Origin of the sequence: Desulfonatronospira thiodismutans ASO3-1 (assembly GCF_000174435.1) — a bacterium.
Classification (GTDB): Bacteria; Desulfobacterota; Desulfovibrionia; order Desulfovibrionales; family Desulfonatronovibrionaceae; genus Desulfonatronospira; species Desulfonatronospira thiodismutans.
The window spans coordinates 448,315-462,651 of the sequence record NZ_ACJN02000003.1 but is presented as its reverse complement, the minus strand read 5'-3'; the positions used below and the strand labels follow the sequence as shown (position 1 = coordinate 462,651).

The following is a 14,337-nucleotide window of genomic DNA, read 5'->3' as shown; positions in this document are numbered from 1 at the left end:
CAAATAGTTTATAAGGAGCCGTCTTCACAATGGTGGAGGCGGCTCAACTTTTTGGTTGCGGAGGGGAAATGGACTGGTCTAGCATGTTTGATGCCAGAGTGGTGGTATTTGGTTGCGGCAATACCTTGTACGGTGATGACGGCATGGGGCCGCTGGCGATCAAGGCACTTCAGGACAGGGGGGATCTTGGTCAAGAAGTGGCCTGTATTGATGCGGGCACTTCCATAAGACCGCTTCTCTTTGACCTGATCCTGAGTGACAAGCATCCGGAACAGGTAATAATTATCGACACTACCACAGACGATGACATAAAGCCCGGTGAAGTCCGGGAAATAGACATCTCCCGGGTGGATCCCAAAAAGATTTCTGATTTTTCCATGCACCAGTTTCCCACCACCAATCTTTTAAAAGAGTTGCAGGAAACCACGGATATTAAGCTGAGCATCATCGTGGTCCGTGCCGCGCATATTCCGGAAAAAATGCAGGAGGGCTTAAGCCCCGAGGTGCAAAAGGCCCTGGACGAGGTGCAGACAAAAGTATTGCAACTGGTCAACAGTGAGGTTCAAAAGCTCTAACGCGGGCCATGCCCGCAACCCAATAAAGAAAAGAGCTTTTTTGACAGGATTAACAGGATTAAGAGATTGATTAAGAGAAAAACATTTTTGTCCTGGCCGGAAGCCAGGCCAAAAGGTTATCACTCCAGCACTCACTTTTTTCCGGCACTCATGAAAAAGAAAGTGAGTGCTGGATGGTTAATGCAATCTGCGGCTTCCGGCTTGCCCTGTGAAATTCCGAAGGACAGCGCAGCTGATTTCACCGGGGCCGCAGATTGCTTATCCTGTCAATCCTGTTAATCCTGTCTAAGTTTCTTGTTTTTTATGACAGGGTTTTAGGAGTAAGTCACTAAAGCTGGCTATGCCCGCAACCCAATAAAGAAAAGAGCTTTTTTGACAGGATTAACAGGATTAAGAGATTGATTAAGAGAAAAACATTTTTGTCCTGGCCGGAAGCCAGGCCAAAAGGTTATCACTCCAGCACTCACTTTTTTCCTGCATTCATGGGTGCCGGAAGAAAGTGAGTGCTGGATGGCTAATGCAATCTGCGGCTTCCGGCTTGCCCTGTGAAATTCCGAAGGACAGCGCAGCTGATTTCACCGGGGCCGCAGATTGCTTATCCTGTCAATCCTGTTAATCCTGTCTAAGTTTCTTGTTTTTTATGACAGGGTTTTAGGAGTAAGTCACTAAAGCTGGCTATGCCCGCAACCCAAGCGAACAAGTTGCCCCTGGCCACTTAACTGTCCGTGCTTACGCTTATCATCGGAAAATTCCAGTACCATAGCACAAATTTTTTTATGGCCCCTGTGTATTGGAAGGAAATTTATCACGCCAGAGGCGTGACAAGCAAAGTTTCAAGAGTAAGTCACTAAATGGTAAAACAGGAAAATATTCGTAATTTCAGTATCATCGCGCATATAGACCACGGCAAGTCCACCCTGGCCGACAGAATACTGGAACTGACCGGTCTTTTGACTGACCGGGACAAAAAAGAGCAGTACCTGGACCGCCTGGAACTGGAGCGGGAAAGGGGCATTACCATAAAGGCCCAGACAGTGCGCATTCCATACCGGGCCAGGGACGGGCAGGACTACATTCTGAACCTGATAGATACCCCGGGCCACGTGGATTTTTCCTACGAGGTGTCCCGGAGCCTGGCGGCCTGCGACGGGGCACTGCTGGTGGTGGATGCTACCCAGGGGGTGGAGGCTCAGACCATGGCCAATGTCTATCTGGCCCTGGACCATGACCTGGAAATAATCCCGGTTCTGAACAAGATAGATCTGCCAAGTGCTGATCCCCTGCGCATAGCTGAAGAGATAGAGGAAATAGTGGGGCTGGACTGCTCCGATCTCTCTCTGGTCAGTGCCAAGACCGGGGAGGGCGTGGCGGACCTCATGGAAAAAATAGTCCACCTTACACCGGCTCCCAGGGGTAAAAAGGACGACCCCCTGAAAGCCCTTATCTTTGATTCCTGGTATGATTCCTACCTGGGAGTTATGGTGCTCTTTCGTATCCTGGACGGCAGTATCCAGCGGGGCCAGGAAATAATGATGTTTTCCAACAGGAAAAGGTTTGAAGTAGCCAAGCTGGGTATTTTTTCGCCAGGACCCATGGATACAGACTGCCTGTACACCGGGGAAGTGGGTTTTCTGTGCGCCGGCATCAAGGACCTCAAGGAGGCCCGGGTGGGAGATACCATCACCAACCCGGCGCGCCCTGCTGACAGCCCGTTTCCGGGATTCAAGAGGGTACAGCCCATGGTTTTCTGCGGGCTTTATCCTGTGGAATCCGAGGATTACGATGGCCTCAAGAACGCCCTGGAGCGGCTGCAGTTGAACGATGCTGCCCTGGAGTTTGAAGCCGAGACTTCCCAGGCCCTGGGGTTCGGTTTCAGGTGCGGATTTCTTGGTCTTTTGCACATGGATGTCATTCAGGAGAGGCTGGAGCGCGAGTTTCAGGTAAGCCTCATAGCCACTGCCCCTTCGGTTGTGTACAAGGTGCACAGGGTGGACGGAGAGGTGCTGGAAGTGGACAATCCGGCCAACTTGCCGCCGGTGCAGGAGATAGACGAGGTCCGGGAGCCTTATGTGCGCATGGAGATCCATGTGCCCAACGAATTCGTGGGTAACGTGCTGAGCCTTTGCGAGGAAAAGCGCGGCCAGCAGAAGGATCTGCGCTATCTCTCATCCACCCGGGTGATCATCACTTATGAGATACCTTTTGCCGAGATAGTTTTTGATTTTTTCGACCGGTTAAAGTCCGTTACGAAGGGATATGCCTCCCTGGATTATGAGGTCCTGGACTTTCGCCGGGCTGACCTGGTCAAGATGGACATACTCATAAACCAGGAACCCGTAGATGCCATGTCGGTCATTGTGCATCGGGAAAAAGCCTATCACAAAGGCCGCTCCCTGGCCCTCAAGCTCAAAAGGGTCATACCCAGGCAGCTTTTCGAGGTGATTATCCAGGCCACCATCGGCAACAAGGTGATTGCCAGGGAAAGAACTCCGCCCATGCGCAAAAACGTCACTGCCAAGTGTTACGGCGGCGACATAACCCGAAAGAGAAAGCTTCTGGAAAAGCAGAAGGAAGGCAAAAGGCGCATGAAAAAAATGGGCAGCGTGGAGATCCCCCAGGAGGCCTTTCTGGCGGCCCTGAGTTCAGACGACTAAATCTGGTTGCTGCCTGGACGCCATGTGCAGCCTGTTTTATCAAAGACAAAACCATACAAAAAACATCCCAACAGGACGGAAATATAAATGAACCCCAGATGGCACAAACTTTTGAAAGAGTATGCAGAAGCCCTGATCATAGCCCTTATTCTGGCCATATTCATCAGGACATTCGTTGTGCAGGCCTTTAAGATCCCATCGGGATCCATGCTCCCCACTCTGGAGATCGGAGATCACCTGCTGGTAACCAAGTTCAGCTACGGAATACATATGCCTTTCATGGACAGATATATATTTGAATTCGACGGACCCGAATTTCAGGATATAGTAGTTTTTGAGTTTCCCGAGAACCCTTCCAAGGATTTTATCAAAAGAGTCATAGGCACACCAGGAGATGAGATTTTCATTGAAGATAAAGAAGTGTATATCAACGGGGACAGGGTCCAGGAGGACTATGTTCAGCACGCTGACCAGAGGGTGATGAACAGCCGTGATACCTTCGGCCCCAAGGAGGTTCCCGAAGGCAAGTATTTCGTCCTGGGGGACAATCGGGATCAGTCATATGATGCCAGGTTCTGGGATGATCATTTCGTGGAAAGGGAAAAGATCATCGGCAAGGCCTGGAGGATCTACTGGTCCTGGGAAGGCTTCTCCAATATCCGCTGGGACAGGATTGGAAGCAGAATCCAGTAATTTTCACCGGCAGGACCAATGTTCGCCAAAATTACCACTGCAGCGCTTTTAGGCATTGACGCCATCCGCATCGAACTGGAAGTGGACTATTCCAGGGCGGGTATGCCTGCCTTTACCCTGGTGGGTCTGGCCGAAGGTGCGGTCAAGGAGAGCAAGGAAAGGGTCTTTTCAGCCCTGAAAAACAGCGGATACAAGCTGCCTCCCGCCAGGATAACCATCAACCTGGCTCCTGCAGACGTGCGCAAGGAAGGCAGCAGTTACGACCTGCCCCTGGCCCTGGGGCTGCTGGCAGCCTCAGGCATTGTTCCAGCCGAAAACATCCAGAATATATTCATGTCCGGCGAACTCTCCCTCACGGGTGAACTTAAGGCCATAAACGGCTCCCTGCCCCTGGCTCTCAAGGCCAGAAACGACAAGGCCAGGGCGGTAATGGTTCCAGCGGTCAACGCCCAGGAGGCAGCTGTGGTCCAGGGCATTCCGGTGTACGGCATGGACAGTCTGGGCCAGGCAGTGAGATTTCTTTCCGGGGAGATTGACCAGGAGCCCGTGCACTTTGATATCGACACTCTGTGGCAAAGAGGTGCCGATTTCCTTGTGGATTTTTCCGAAGTCAAAGGCCAGGACAATGCCAAACGGGCCATTGAAATAGCTGCAGCAGGGGCGCACAACCTGCTTTTCATCGGTCCTCCCGGCAGCGGCAAGACCATGCTGGCCCAGAGAATCCCCACGGTGCTGCCGGGGCTCAGCTTTGAAGAGGCCCTGGAAGTTACCAAGATATACAGCGTGTCCGGTCAGCTGGATCCCCAGCAGGCCATGATAGTTCAGCGGGCCTTCAGAAGTCCGCATCATACCATATCTGATGCAGGGCTCATCGGCGGGGGGCATTACCCGCGCCCGGGGGAGGTCTCCCTGGCCCACAGGGGAGTTCTGTTCCTGGACGAACTGCCGGAGTTTAAAAAACATGTCCTGGAGGTCCTGCGTCAGCCCCTGGAGGACGGCGAAGTGACCATTTCCAGGGCGGCCATGTCCCTTCGCTACCCGGCGGATTTTATGCTGGTGGCGGCCATGAACCCATGCCCATGTGGGTATCTTACTCATGATCAGCATCCCTGCACCTGCACACCCACCCAGATCCAGCGTTACCGCTACCGCATCTCCGGTCCTCTTCTGGACCGCATTGATCTGCATATAGAAGTGCCTTCCGTGCCTTATGAAGAGTTGAAAAAGGCCAGAAGTTCCATGGATTCAGGGGAGATGAAGGCCAGCATCAACAGGGCCAGGCAGATTCAGGAGAAAAGATACCAGGACCTGCCTTTTCTGACCAACAGCCAGCTTTCGGGCAAATGGCTGTCTGAATTCTGCAGCCTGGGCCAGGAAGAGCATGCATTTCTGGAGGTGGCTGTTCAGCGTCTGGCCCTGTCCGCCAGGGCACATACCAGGATTCTGCGTCTGGCCAGGACCGTTGCCGATCTGGAAGGCCAGGAGCATATCAGTACAGCCCACCTGAGTGAAGCCATCAACTACCGCAGCCTGGACCGCCAGGATTATTGAAGAGCAGTCCTCTACCAGCGAGGAACTGAACAAGAGCATGGTAGATGTGAATCGCATTTCCAGGGAAAACACTGATGCCATGAATTCGTCGGCTCAGGCGATGTCTGACCCGGCAAAACAGTGCGGGTAGCTGCAAAAGATTATTGAAGATCTGAAGAAGGCATAATCAGAGATAAACCCGAAGCCGGATTCGGTTTCTGGTCCTGAAGCTGGACATACAGTGCTCCGCCCTGCCGGGGCAGGGCCAGGGGCTCAAGCCTGAAGCACCGGTTTTTTGCACCTGCATCATGGCAGCCATTTGGCAATGAAGCGCACGTAACCATTCAGGGGGCTGATACCGGCCAGGGGGACAGTCCCCGCGACACTTTTACTGCACAATATGAAAAGTACAGACGCAAAATTTTGTGAAGCTTCATAATCATCACTTAGCGGGGACAGTCCCCTGGCCTTGTGCCATCAGCCACCACCGAGGTCCCCCTGAATGGTTACAAGCGCACAATATCGCGGCCCGGTCCAACGCGGCAGATCCGCTATTTGTAAGCAGTGTCATGATCCGGGTGCAACGAGAGAATTCGCAGCCAGGTTTGCTCATGGAAAGCAACGCCTCGAAAGCCTTGTCCAATTCTGAATGTATACAGTCTGGCACCGTGTGGGCCTGAGCGGGAAGAAATCACTTCCCAGTTTAAACCCCGGTCTTGATATACTTGCTGCCAGGACATTTTCGATATTTTCCGCAAGGTTCCTAAAACAGCCAACTGTTCATTTTTTTGCAGTCTGAAGAGATGTCTTTGGAATACGGGGTTGTTCAGATCCAGCTTGACAGGTTCATGATCTTGCCGGGACATCACTCTACTTGCTCTTCAATACTGCTCAGGTCACTTGTCCGGGGTGGATTTTTTTCCGCCCAGTCGATTGCCAGGTCAAGCTCCTCCTTTATTTTCGGAGCATGAAGCCACTGCTCGCTTTCAGGTATAAAACGCCCGACTTTGCAGATCCAGACTCCTTCTTCTATTTCATCCACCAGGACTTGTTGACCGGCAAATTTTTTCCCAAGTGATACCTGACCACTTTTGCCGATTGTTTTAACTGTTCCCATATATCCTCCTCATGATTGCATGAATGCATGTTAGCACTAAGACAGGATATGTCAAACAAAAGGGTAAAGCAAACCAAGAGACTTTTTTCTTCTTTCCAGCGTGGGTTGAGCGGTTAATAAGACTTACAGCATTGACAGTCCCGGGTCTAATCAGTAGCCGACAATGATAAGTTTTCGTTTTTTATAGGACAAAATTTAACAGGACCCGCAAATGAGTAAAAAAAGACAAGTTCTAATTGGTGATCCCCTGGATCAGGTTCCTGAGGGAAGGGAACAGGAAAGCAGGGAGCAAAAAGATCAGGATGCCAGACAGGTAGAAGGTTCGGGCAAGACCGGGAATGAAACCAGCGATGCAGGTTATCGCCGGCGCGACAGCGGTCTGGGGCAGCCTGATCCGGAGCCCGGCAGGGATCATGATGTACGCGATGTTTCGCCTGAAGAAATGCAGGAGCTTCGCCGGGAACAGGAAAAGCTGAAAAGGCAGCTGGAAGAAAAGATGCTGGACCTGGAACGTACCGGTATCCGGATTCCCAGGGTCATTTACAGGACCGCCCTGTGGACGGCGGTATTCCTGGGGGCAGTTCTAGGGCTTTTCCTGGTCAGCCAGGGGGTCAGATTCGCCGGGCAGGTGGCTGCACTGAACATGCCCTGGAATATCCTGGCTGTATCCGGCTTTGCCCTTTTTTCGGCCATGATCCTGATGGTGATCATCAAGCTTGCAGGAAGGTTTCTGGCCTTTCGCAGTCTATCCAAAGTGGACATAAATGCTCTGAAGATGCTGGCTCAGAGACGCAGATTCCGCTGGCTGGCCCAGCAGAAGCAGGATGAAGCCAGGGAGGTGCTGGCAGGTTATCTCAAGGATTACAAGGTAAAAGATGTTGACGCGGACACCCTGGGACTGGACAGGCAGGAGTTGGCCAGAATTGATTCTTACCGTCAGAATCTTCTGGACAGTTACGGTCACCTGGACTCAGCCACCTGGCTCAAGCAGATGGATGAAACCTTTGTCCATGCCCTGGACAGGGCCGCCAACAGAAGAATCCGCCTCTACAGCCGCAATGTGGGTCTGGGTACGGCTGCCTCGCCCATTAAGTTTATTGATCAGTTAATTGTCCTCTACGCATCCCTCAAGCTCATAAGCGAGCTTCTGCAGATCTACAACCTGCGCCCGGCCATGGGCCAGAGCCTGACCATACTGGCCCGGTCCATTATTCAGGCCTACCTGAGCGGGATTATCGGGGAACATTCAGAGGCCGGAGTAGAGACCTTCGGGGATTATTACGAGAGCATATTCGGGGAGATATCCTTCGCCACTGGGGTTTCCGCAGCTGCCGATGCAACACGCTATGCCCTGCCCAAAGCCGGGGAAGGCGCCCTGAACGGCTTTCTGGTCTGGCGTCTGGGACGGCACGCCCGCAGGATGGTGCGGCCGATATAAAGTAGAAAAACAAGCTGATTATCCCTGAACTGTTGCAGGTTTTGCTTCAGGTGCCACGTGATATTCGATGGCAGAGGGCTTCATTACCCGTTTGGAGGCTTCCAGGATTTCCATGGAGACCAGATTGCCCGTGCTGTCATAATCCAAAATGACTCCGGGCTTGTCTTCATCACTCTCTTCAATGGTTGCTTCAGAAAATATCAGGGTCAGAGTATCAGTTTCCTGGTCATAAATTATTTTCATGCTGTTGCCTCCAATACTTTGTGATTTTGCCGGTTCTGTATGCTGTGACTATCACAGGGGGGTTGCGGTCAAAATCCACGAAAATCCTGTATAAGTATTGTCTGTTGGTATGTTCTGTAACCATGCGTGATTGATAAACTTTTCGTCTTGAATTTATTGTTAATACCTGTTCAGGGTTAGCAAGCACTTCCACCACTACCTCGTATTCAATCCCGCGACGTTGCATTTCTTGACGAGCATGGTCACACAAATGGAAAGTGGTCAGCGAATCCACAACTTTCTCTATGCTCACTTTATTTTGTTTTGTTTGATTATAACATCCAAAGGTTTTTGGTCAAGTTATAAATTGCCGGTAATTCAAACCAGCCCCTGTTCCCAGTTCCAGAGCCCGGGGCGGTCTTTCAGGGTGATTTTTCTGGGCAAAGGCTCTTTTAAGTGCAGGAGCAGGGAGAAGCCGGCCCGGCGCAGGTCGGATTCAAACTCGGTTAGATTTATCTCCCAGTTGGGATAGATATAAATATTGGCATCTCGTTTGGCAGCCCAGAAGGTTTCCTTTTTGGGGCTGATAAAAGGCAGGAAAGGCCTGGCTTCCGCGGCAAAGGTCCTGGAGATGGATACCGGCCATAGCCCTTTGATGACTATCCCCACCTGGATGCAGGCCTTGTGGGCCATCTGCATGAAGTCTTCCCTGGATAGCTCGGGGCTTAGCACCGCCCCCTTAAATCCAAGTTCCTGCAGTATTTTCAGCGCAGCCGGATTGGCGATGTTGGCATAAGGCCCTGCCCAGAGATTTAGTTTTTCCGGTGTCTTGAACATGTCCACCTGCCACACGGACCCCAGGACAAAATTCCGGGCGCCTTTTTTTTGTAGACCTGTTATGATTTCCTGCCACTCTTCTTCTTCCCTGGGCCAGATTACCGGGGGCAGAAAATACCAGTTGTCCCGGAGCGGGCCGGAGATCACGCCTCTTTGAGGATCCAGGCTCAAGTGAATACCCAGGGGGCCTTTTTTGCGCGGGGCAAAGCGAAAGACCTCCAGATTTAAGGCCCGGGCACTTTTCTTTTTTAGCGGTGCTGGCAACTGATATATAAACCGGCTGGCACCGGGCCTGATTTCAGGATCAATGATTTTACTTTCCAGGTCCTGGATCAGCCCTGTCAGTTCTGTTTCCTGGCGATCTATCAGAAAAGCAGGCAAACCCGGCCTGCAGCTTCCTGGCAGGTCAAAGCGGCCTTTGCCGGGTACGGTTTTTTTGATTTTTATCAGTTTGTGGCCGGTCTCGCCTTCCTGTCCCACGCGCACCAGGTCCCCGGGCAAAAGCTGGATGGCCGGATTTATATAGCTTTTGCTGCGGCTGCCTTTGACTACACCCAGGTGTCTTCCGGAGCCCGGCTCCCGGGCAGGGCTTAAGGGCACAAAAGGTCTCTGGGGCAAAAAGTTGTAATGAGTGCTCTTGCGGCCCAGGGCCTGCTCCAGAAGACCCTGGGCCTCTTTTTTGGTGTCTGCATCATCAGGATTATCTCGCAAAAGCCTGTAGGCAGTGGTGGTATAAAATACGTAGTGGGCTCCCTTTTTACGGCCCTCTATTTTCCAGGCAGACAGGTTGGGCACGGTGAGCAGGGTTTTTACCAGTACATCCAGTTCCAGGTCCAGGCAGGAAAAGTAATTGCCTCGCTGTCCCTTGTAATCATAGCTCCTGCGGCAGGGTTGTACGCACCTCCCACGCAGCCCGCTTTTGCCTCCCAGGTAGCTGCTCCACCAGCAGCGCCCGGACACACCGTAACACAGGGCTCCGTGCACGAATACTTCCAGCTGCAAAGGGCTCTTGTCCGCGGTTTTCCTGATTTCATCAATATCCAGTTCCCGGGGCAGAACAGCTCTGGATACCCCCATGTCTGCAAGCCGGCGTTGGCCGGTGCGCGAGGTCAGAGCCCCCAGAGTGGACAGGTGCAGCTCGCATTCCAGGCCGGCCTGGCGGGCGATATCCACCAGGCCCGGATCGGAAAAGATGACCGCGTCGGGCTGGACAAAACGCTGCAGACGGTCCAGGAGACGTCCGGCCTTGTCTAACTCTTGGGGCTTTATAAGGGTGTTCAAGGCCACGTAGACCCTGACGTTTTGCTCCCCGGCCAGCTGTCTAAGGGCCGCCAGCCGGGACAGGGAAAAGTTGTCCGCCTCGGCCCGGGCCGAGAAATGTTTGAGCCCGCAGTATATTGCATCCGCTCCTGCGGCCAGGGCGGCCAGAAACGAGGCCTCTTGCCCGGCCGGGGCCAGGATTTCGGGTCTGGTCATGGTAAATGGTGGGTTAAAAGGTTTGAGGCAGTGCCTTAAGCGGCCTGTTACAGATCTGATAACAGCAAAGTACCCATGACCGCAAGTATTAGAGCCTGCAAACAGAACCGAATAAGCGTAACCATTCAGGGGTTTCTCGGTATTGATTGCTGGCACCAGGCCTGGGGACAGTCCCGCACTTATTTTTCCAACGCCAACAGCCAAAAATTGTCCATCAGAAAAAAATAAGTGCGGGACTGTCCCCGGTCACGCCAGAGGCGTGATTACGGCACCCCCTGAATGGTTACGAATAAGCCATTTTACATCTCTTGCAGGTTCCTGGATTCGGCCCATGGAGGTTTTTGCGCCCTTTCAGCACTACAGCGAAAATGCAATAATTTTCCAGCCTGTCCAATTGGTGACAGGCACTCTCGAAACCTGTTGTCTCTGGCTGTTGAGCCTGAATTGAGGCAAGTTGACCGGGATGGTGTTTGGTTCTATATTATTATATTCAGTCAGATGCAGCAGCTTTAAGGAGGAAGTATGGTTGAAAAGAATGCAAGAGCTCTGGATTCGGAAGTTATCAAGCAATATCTGCCCCAGGGAAAGACTATTGAAGAGCTTGAAGAGGATATGGCCCCGAAATCCAGGCAGGAACTGAAAGACAGGATAAAAATACTGCTCAGGGAAAAAGATGCCGTTCTGGTGGCTCATTACTATGTTTCAGCTGAACTGCAGGAGCTGGCTGCCGAGACCGGGGGATTCACATCGGATTCCCTGGACATGGCCCGCTTCGGCAACGAACATCCCGCTTCCACCCTGGTGGTGGCCGGGGTGCGCTTTATGGGCGAGACAGCCAAAATACTCAACCCTGAAAAAAAAGTGCTCATGCCGGACCTGGACGCCACCTGTTCCCTGGACCTGGGGTGTCCGGCTGAGGATTTTGCAACGTTCTGTGATGAGCATCCGGAGCGTACCGTGGTGGTTTATGCCAACACCAGCGCCGAGGTGAAAGCCCGCTCAGACTGGGTGGTCACCTCAAGTATAGCCGAAAAAGTGGTCAGACACCTGCATGAAAAGGGCGAAAAGATTCTCTGGGCACCGGATAAGTATCTGGGAGACTATGTCCGGCAACAAACCGGGGCTGATCTGATATCCTGGGACGGGGCCTGTGTAGTGCACGAAGAATTTAAGGCCGAGGCCTTGAAGCAGATGCGTCTGGACATTCCAGATGCCGGAGTCCTGGTGCATCCGGAGTCGCCGCGGGAGGTCATAGAGCAGGCTGACGTAGTGGGTTCCACCACCCAGATTATCAAGGCGGCTAAGGAGTTGCCCAACAAAAGATTCATCGTGGCTACTGACCGGGGAATCTTTCACAAAATGCGCCAAGCAGCCCCGGGCAAGGAGTTTGTTCCAGCCCCCATCGCCGGGGAGACAGTGGAATGCATCGCCTGCGCCCATTGTCCCTGGATGGCCATGAACGGCCTGCAGAACTTGGCCCATACCCTGGAAACCGGAGAAAACGAGATCCACGTTGATCCTGAAACAGGCCGCCGGGCCAGGGTGGCCGTGGAGAGGATGCTTGAATTCTCCCGCAACCTGAAAAGTTAATAACGTCTTAAATTCACATTTCGCGCTTGTCCAGTGAAATTTCTTCCTGTTTCACCGGGGGGCTTTCCGGAATTTTTCGCCCGGCGTCTGTGGTAGTCTTTCAGTAAGCATTCATGGGGTGCCGGAATCAAGCCTAGTGCCAGTTATCACTATCGAGGACCCCCAGAATGCTTACGTCTTTCAGGTTGAACTATCTAATTTTTAACGGAAAAATCTTTGCACTTTTCCATATTGTTTCCAAAAATCCATGATCCTATATGCCATGATCCTTTTTTAGTGATGTCAGACCAGGAAATTTTTTTGTTGGAGCTGAAAAAAGCTTCCTGGATAAACTGGAAGCCGACTTCAATTTCAGGCTCAGGTTCATGAAACCAGTTGAGATTTCTGACAACAGCAGTAAGATATATGTCAGCAGGCTTGTCATGATAACTCAGGGTGATTTTAAAAATGTATGCCTGTTGCAAGGCGAATTCATGTTCAATTTTTTCAAGGTGGTGAGTTTTAAAAGACAGCCTGATACCGCCAGAAGAAATATTCAGGATTTTCATGCTGTCCTGCTTAAAGTTTCTGCATAAGGGGGGCTTTTGTATAGTCATTTCTGGTTGTTCGTTGTTCGCCTCCCAGATTGACAGGGTGTAAATATCACTGGGGGCAGGTATATATCTATCCAGACGTCTATCAGATAAATTGTACTCTACAGGATAATTCAGTTTTAATATGTTATGGTCGTCTGCAGGAAAAACATGCATCAATTCAGTCTCAAAAACATAGTATCTTTTGTTAAGAGAGTCGTCAAATACATGGAATCTGCATTTTACAGAAAACGGTATGCTATCCATTTTAAATTCTAGATCTTTATTGTTGTAAAAAATCAGAAATCCATCATTTTCCATTTTGAGAGGCGTACATTCCAGATTAATATATGGATCATTACTTTTAAATGAATAAACAGAAATATTTATCTTTTTAGAAAACAAATGTTCGATTATTTTTAATAACCTGCGATCATTTATTTTATCTTTTGTTATGCTTTTGTATTTATGGATTTTTTTATTCTGGGCAGACTGAACAGGGCAACATTCATGCTTGATTTTTTCTTTTAAAAAGGTGTTTTTCCAGAAAACAAAAGATATCTTTTGCATGGTATCCTGGTCTTTTAATGTTGACAGTCTGAAATGTGACGACACATAATCGCTTTTTATTCCAGATTGAAAACCTTCCAGGATTTTGTAGCAATAGTCTTTGTAGCTGTAATTTGTCCAGTCATTCCGGTGATCGTCAGGCACCATGGTGGTCTGGTAGAAATCTACAAAATCATCAAACTTAAACATAATGATAAAAAATCCAAATATTACAACTGCTTTTCCGAATAGTTCATTTTTTTGTCTGCTTTCAGAAAAAAGCTCTAAAAACATGTCTGACATCTTTGAAGTTTTATATTTTTTTACCAGCATATGGTGAAACTTTTGCTTTAAATCTTCGGTGGCAAAGTCTAAAAAGCAAATGGTGCCAAGCATTTTGTCCTGATCCACAAATTCAGCCATTTTGGCGGAATGAGCCAGTCCCAGCTCTGCATAATCCAGTTTTTGAATGAAATTCTGCCTGATGATCCATTTGTAAAATGTGTTTTCCTTCAGGTCAGCTTTTTTGGTGGTCAAAAATTTAGCGAGATTGTTGTTTTCGATGCTTCTATCTTCAATGAACAATAAGATATTGTCCAAAAATTTATGATATATTTTTTTATCGCAGATATGTTCCCAAACCAGTTTTTCCACATGGTCTTCATGTAAGTCATTCTTGTTGATTTTTTTGATGATTGCTCTGATTTTTGTTAAAATAAAATCAGGACACAGACAGTCTACTTCGTCTGGGTAATTTTGAACGAGATAGCTTGCCACATCGTTTTTTTGGTGAGGGTCTGAATCTTTAAAGAAGTTACATATTTTATTTACCATGTGTCTTTCATTATTTTTTGTAGCTGGCAAACTATCAAATTTGATTTTTTTTGCTATGTCAGCGCATCCTGTTTTATATAAATAAATATGAGTCAGAATCTTGATTGGGTTAAGATTTTTTTTAAAAGCAGGCGCAATGTCACTGGATTCAAACAATGCATGTAGAAAAATGCTGATTTGTTTTTCTTTAACTGATCTTTTCATATAACACCTTCCAGTAATCTCATTTTTATATGCTTATATGCGCCTG

12 protein-coding genes are annotated in these 14,337 nt (G+C 49.9%); 7 read left to right on the top strand and 5 right to left on the bottom strand.

What is annotated here, in order from left to right; all coding sequences use genetic code 11:
- The first annotated feature begins 68 nt into the window (after positions 1-68).
- The 5 genes from DTHIO_RS14055 to DTHIO_RS21490 all read left to right on the top strand — a co-directional run bounded on the left by DTHIO_RS14055 (position 69) and on the right by DTHIO_RS21490 (position 5,603).
- Positions 69-575 carry a hydrogenase maturation protease gene (locus DTHIO_RS14055; RefSeq protein ID WP_040419038.1) on the top strand — a complete coding sequence of 169 codons (507 nt, stop codon included), beginning with the start codon at positions 69-71 and terminating at the stop codon, positions 573-575.
- Between the two features lie 851 nt (positions 576-1,426).
- Positions 1,427-3,229, top strand: coding sequence for a translation elongation factor 4 (gene lepA / locus DTHIO_RS14050; protein ID WP_008870926.1), 1,803 nt, complete (start codon positions 1,427-1,429; stop codon positions 3,227-3,229).
- A gap of 87 nt (positions 3,230-3,316) precedes the next feature.
- Positions 3,317-3,922: a signal peptidase I gene (lepB, locus tag DTHIO_RS14045; RefSeq protein ID WP_008870925.1), complete on the top strand. Its 606-nt coding sequence runs from the start codon at positions 3,317-3,319 to the stop codon at positions 3,920-3,922.
- Positions 3,923-3,940: 18 nt separating this feature from the next.
- On the top strand, positions 3,941-5,473 hold the full coding sequence (locus tag DTHIO_RS14040; protein ID WP_008870924.1) for a YifB family Mg chelatase-like AAA ATPase: 1,533 nt from the start codon (positions 3,941-3,943) through the stop codon (positions 5,471-5,473).
- Complete coding sequence (locus DTHIO_RS21490; RefSeq protein WP_153305064.1) at positions 5,430-5,603, top strand: hypothetical protein; 174 nt, start codon at positions 5,430-5,432, stop codon at positions 5,601-5,603. Before DTHIO_RS14040 ends, DTHIO_RS21490 begins: the two co-directional genes overlap by 44 nt.
- 714 nt (positions 5,604-6,317) lie before the next feature.
- Here the strand turns inward: DTHIO_RS21490 and DTHIO_RS14030 are convergent.
- Entirely contained in the window at positions 6,318-6,569 is a 252-nt protein-coding gene (locus tag DTHIO_RS14030) for a hypothetical protein (RefSeq protein ID WP_008870922.1), read from the bottom strand.
- Positions 6,570-6,780: 211 nt separating this feature from the next.
- Between DTHIO_RS14030 and DTHIO_RS14025 the strand changes: the two genes are divergently transcribed.
- A complete protein-coding gene (locus DTHIO_RS14025; RefSeq protein ID WP_008870921.1) occupies positions 6,781-8,007 on the top strand; it encodes a DUF697 domain-containing protein in 1,227 nt (408 codons plus the stop codon).
- 18 nt (positions 8,008-8,025) lie between these two features.
- On the opposite strand, the gene DTHIO_RS14020 is transcribed toward DTHIO_RS14025, so the two are convergent.
- The 3 genes from DTHIO_RS14020 to DTHIO_RS14015 form a co-directional block, all read right to left on the bottom strand.
- Positions 8,026-8,250 (bottom strand): DUF2283 domain-containing protein, encoded by a 225-nt coding sequence (locus DTHIO_RS14020; RefSeq protein WP_008870920.1) that lies wholly within the window; start codon positions 8,248-8,250, stop codon positions 8,026-8,028.
- On the bottom strand, positions 8,234-8,524 hold the full coding sequence (locus tag DTHIO_RS23005) for a DUF4258 domain-containing protein (RefSeq protein ID WP_008870919.1): 291 nt from the start codon (positions 8,522-8,524) through the stop codon (positions 8,234-8,236). The genes DTHIO_RS14020 and DTHIO_RS23005 overlap by 17 nt, the downstream gene beginning before the upstream one ends.
- Positions 8,525-8,607: 83 nt before the next feature.
- On the bottom strand, positions 8,608-10,542 hold the full coding sequence (locus DTHIO_RS14015; protein WP_040418757.1) for a peptidase U32 family protein: 1,935 nt from the start codon (positions 10,540-10,542) through the stop codon (positions 8,608-8,610).
- Between the two features lie 522 nt (positions 10,543-11,064).
- On the opposite strand from DTHIO_RS14015, the gene nadA reads away from it, so the two are divergent.
- Entirely contained in the window at positions 11,065-12,132 is a 1,068-nt protein-coding gene (nadA, locus tag DTHIO_RS14010; RefSeq protein WP_008870917.1) for a quinolinate synthase NadA, read from the top strand.
- A 194-nt stretch (positions 12,133-12,326) separates the two neighbouring features.
- Here the strand turns inward: nadA and DTHIO_RS14005 are convergent, their stop codons facing one another.
- Positions 12,327-14,291 carry a PilZ domain-containing protein gene (locus tag DTHIO_RS14005; protein ID WP_008870916.1) on the bottom strand — a complete coding sequence of 655 codons (1,965 nt, stop codon included), beginning with the start codon at positions 14,289-14,291 and terminating at the stop codon, positions 12,327-12,329.
- Between the last annotated feature and the right edge of the window lie 46 nt (positions 14,292-14,337).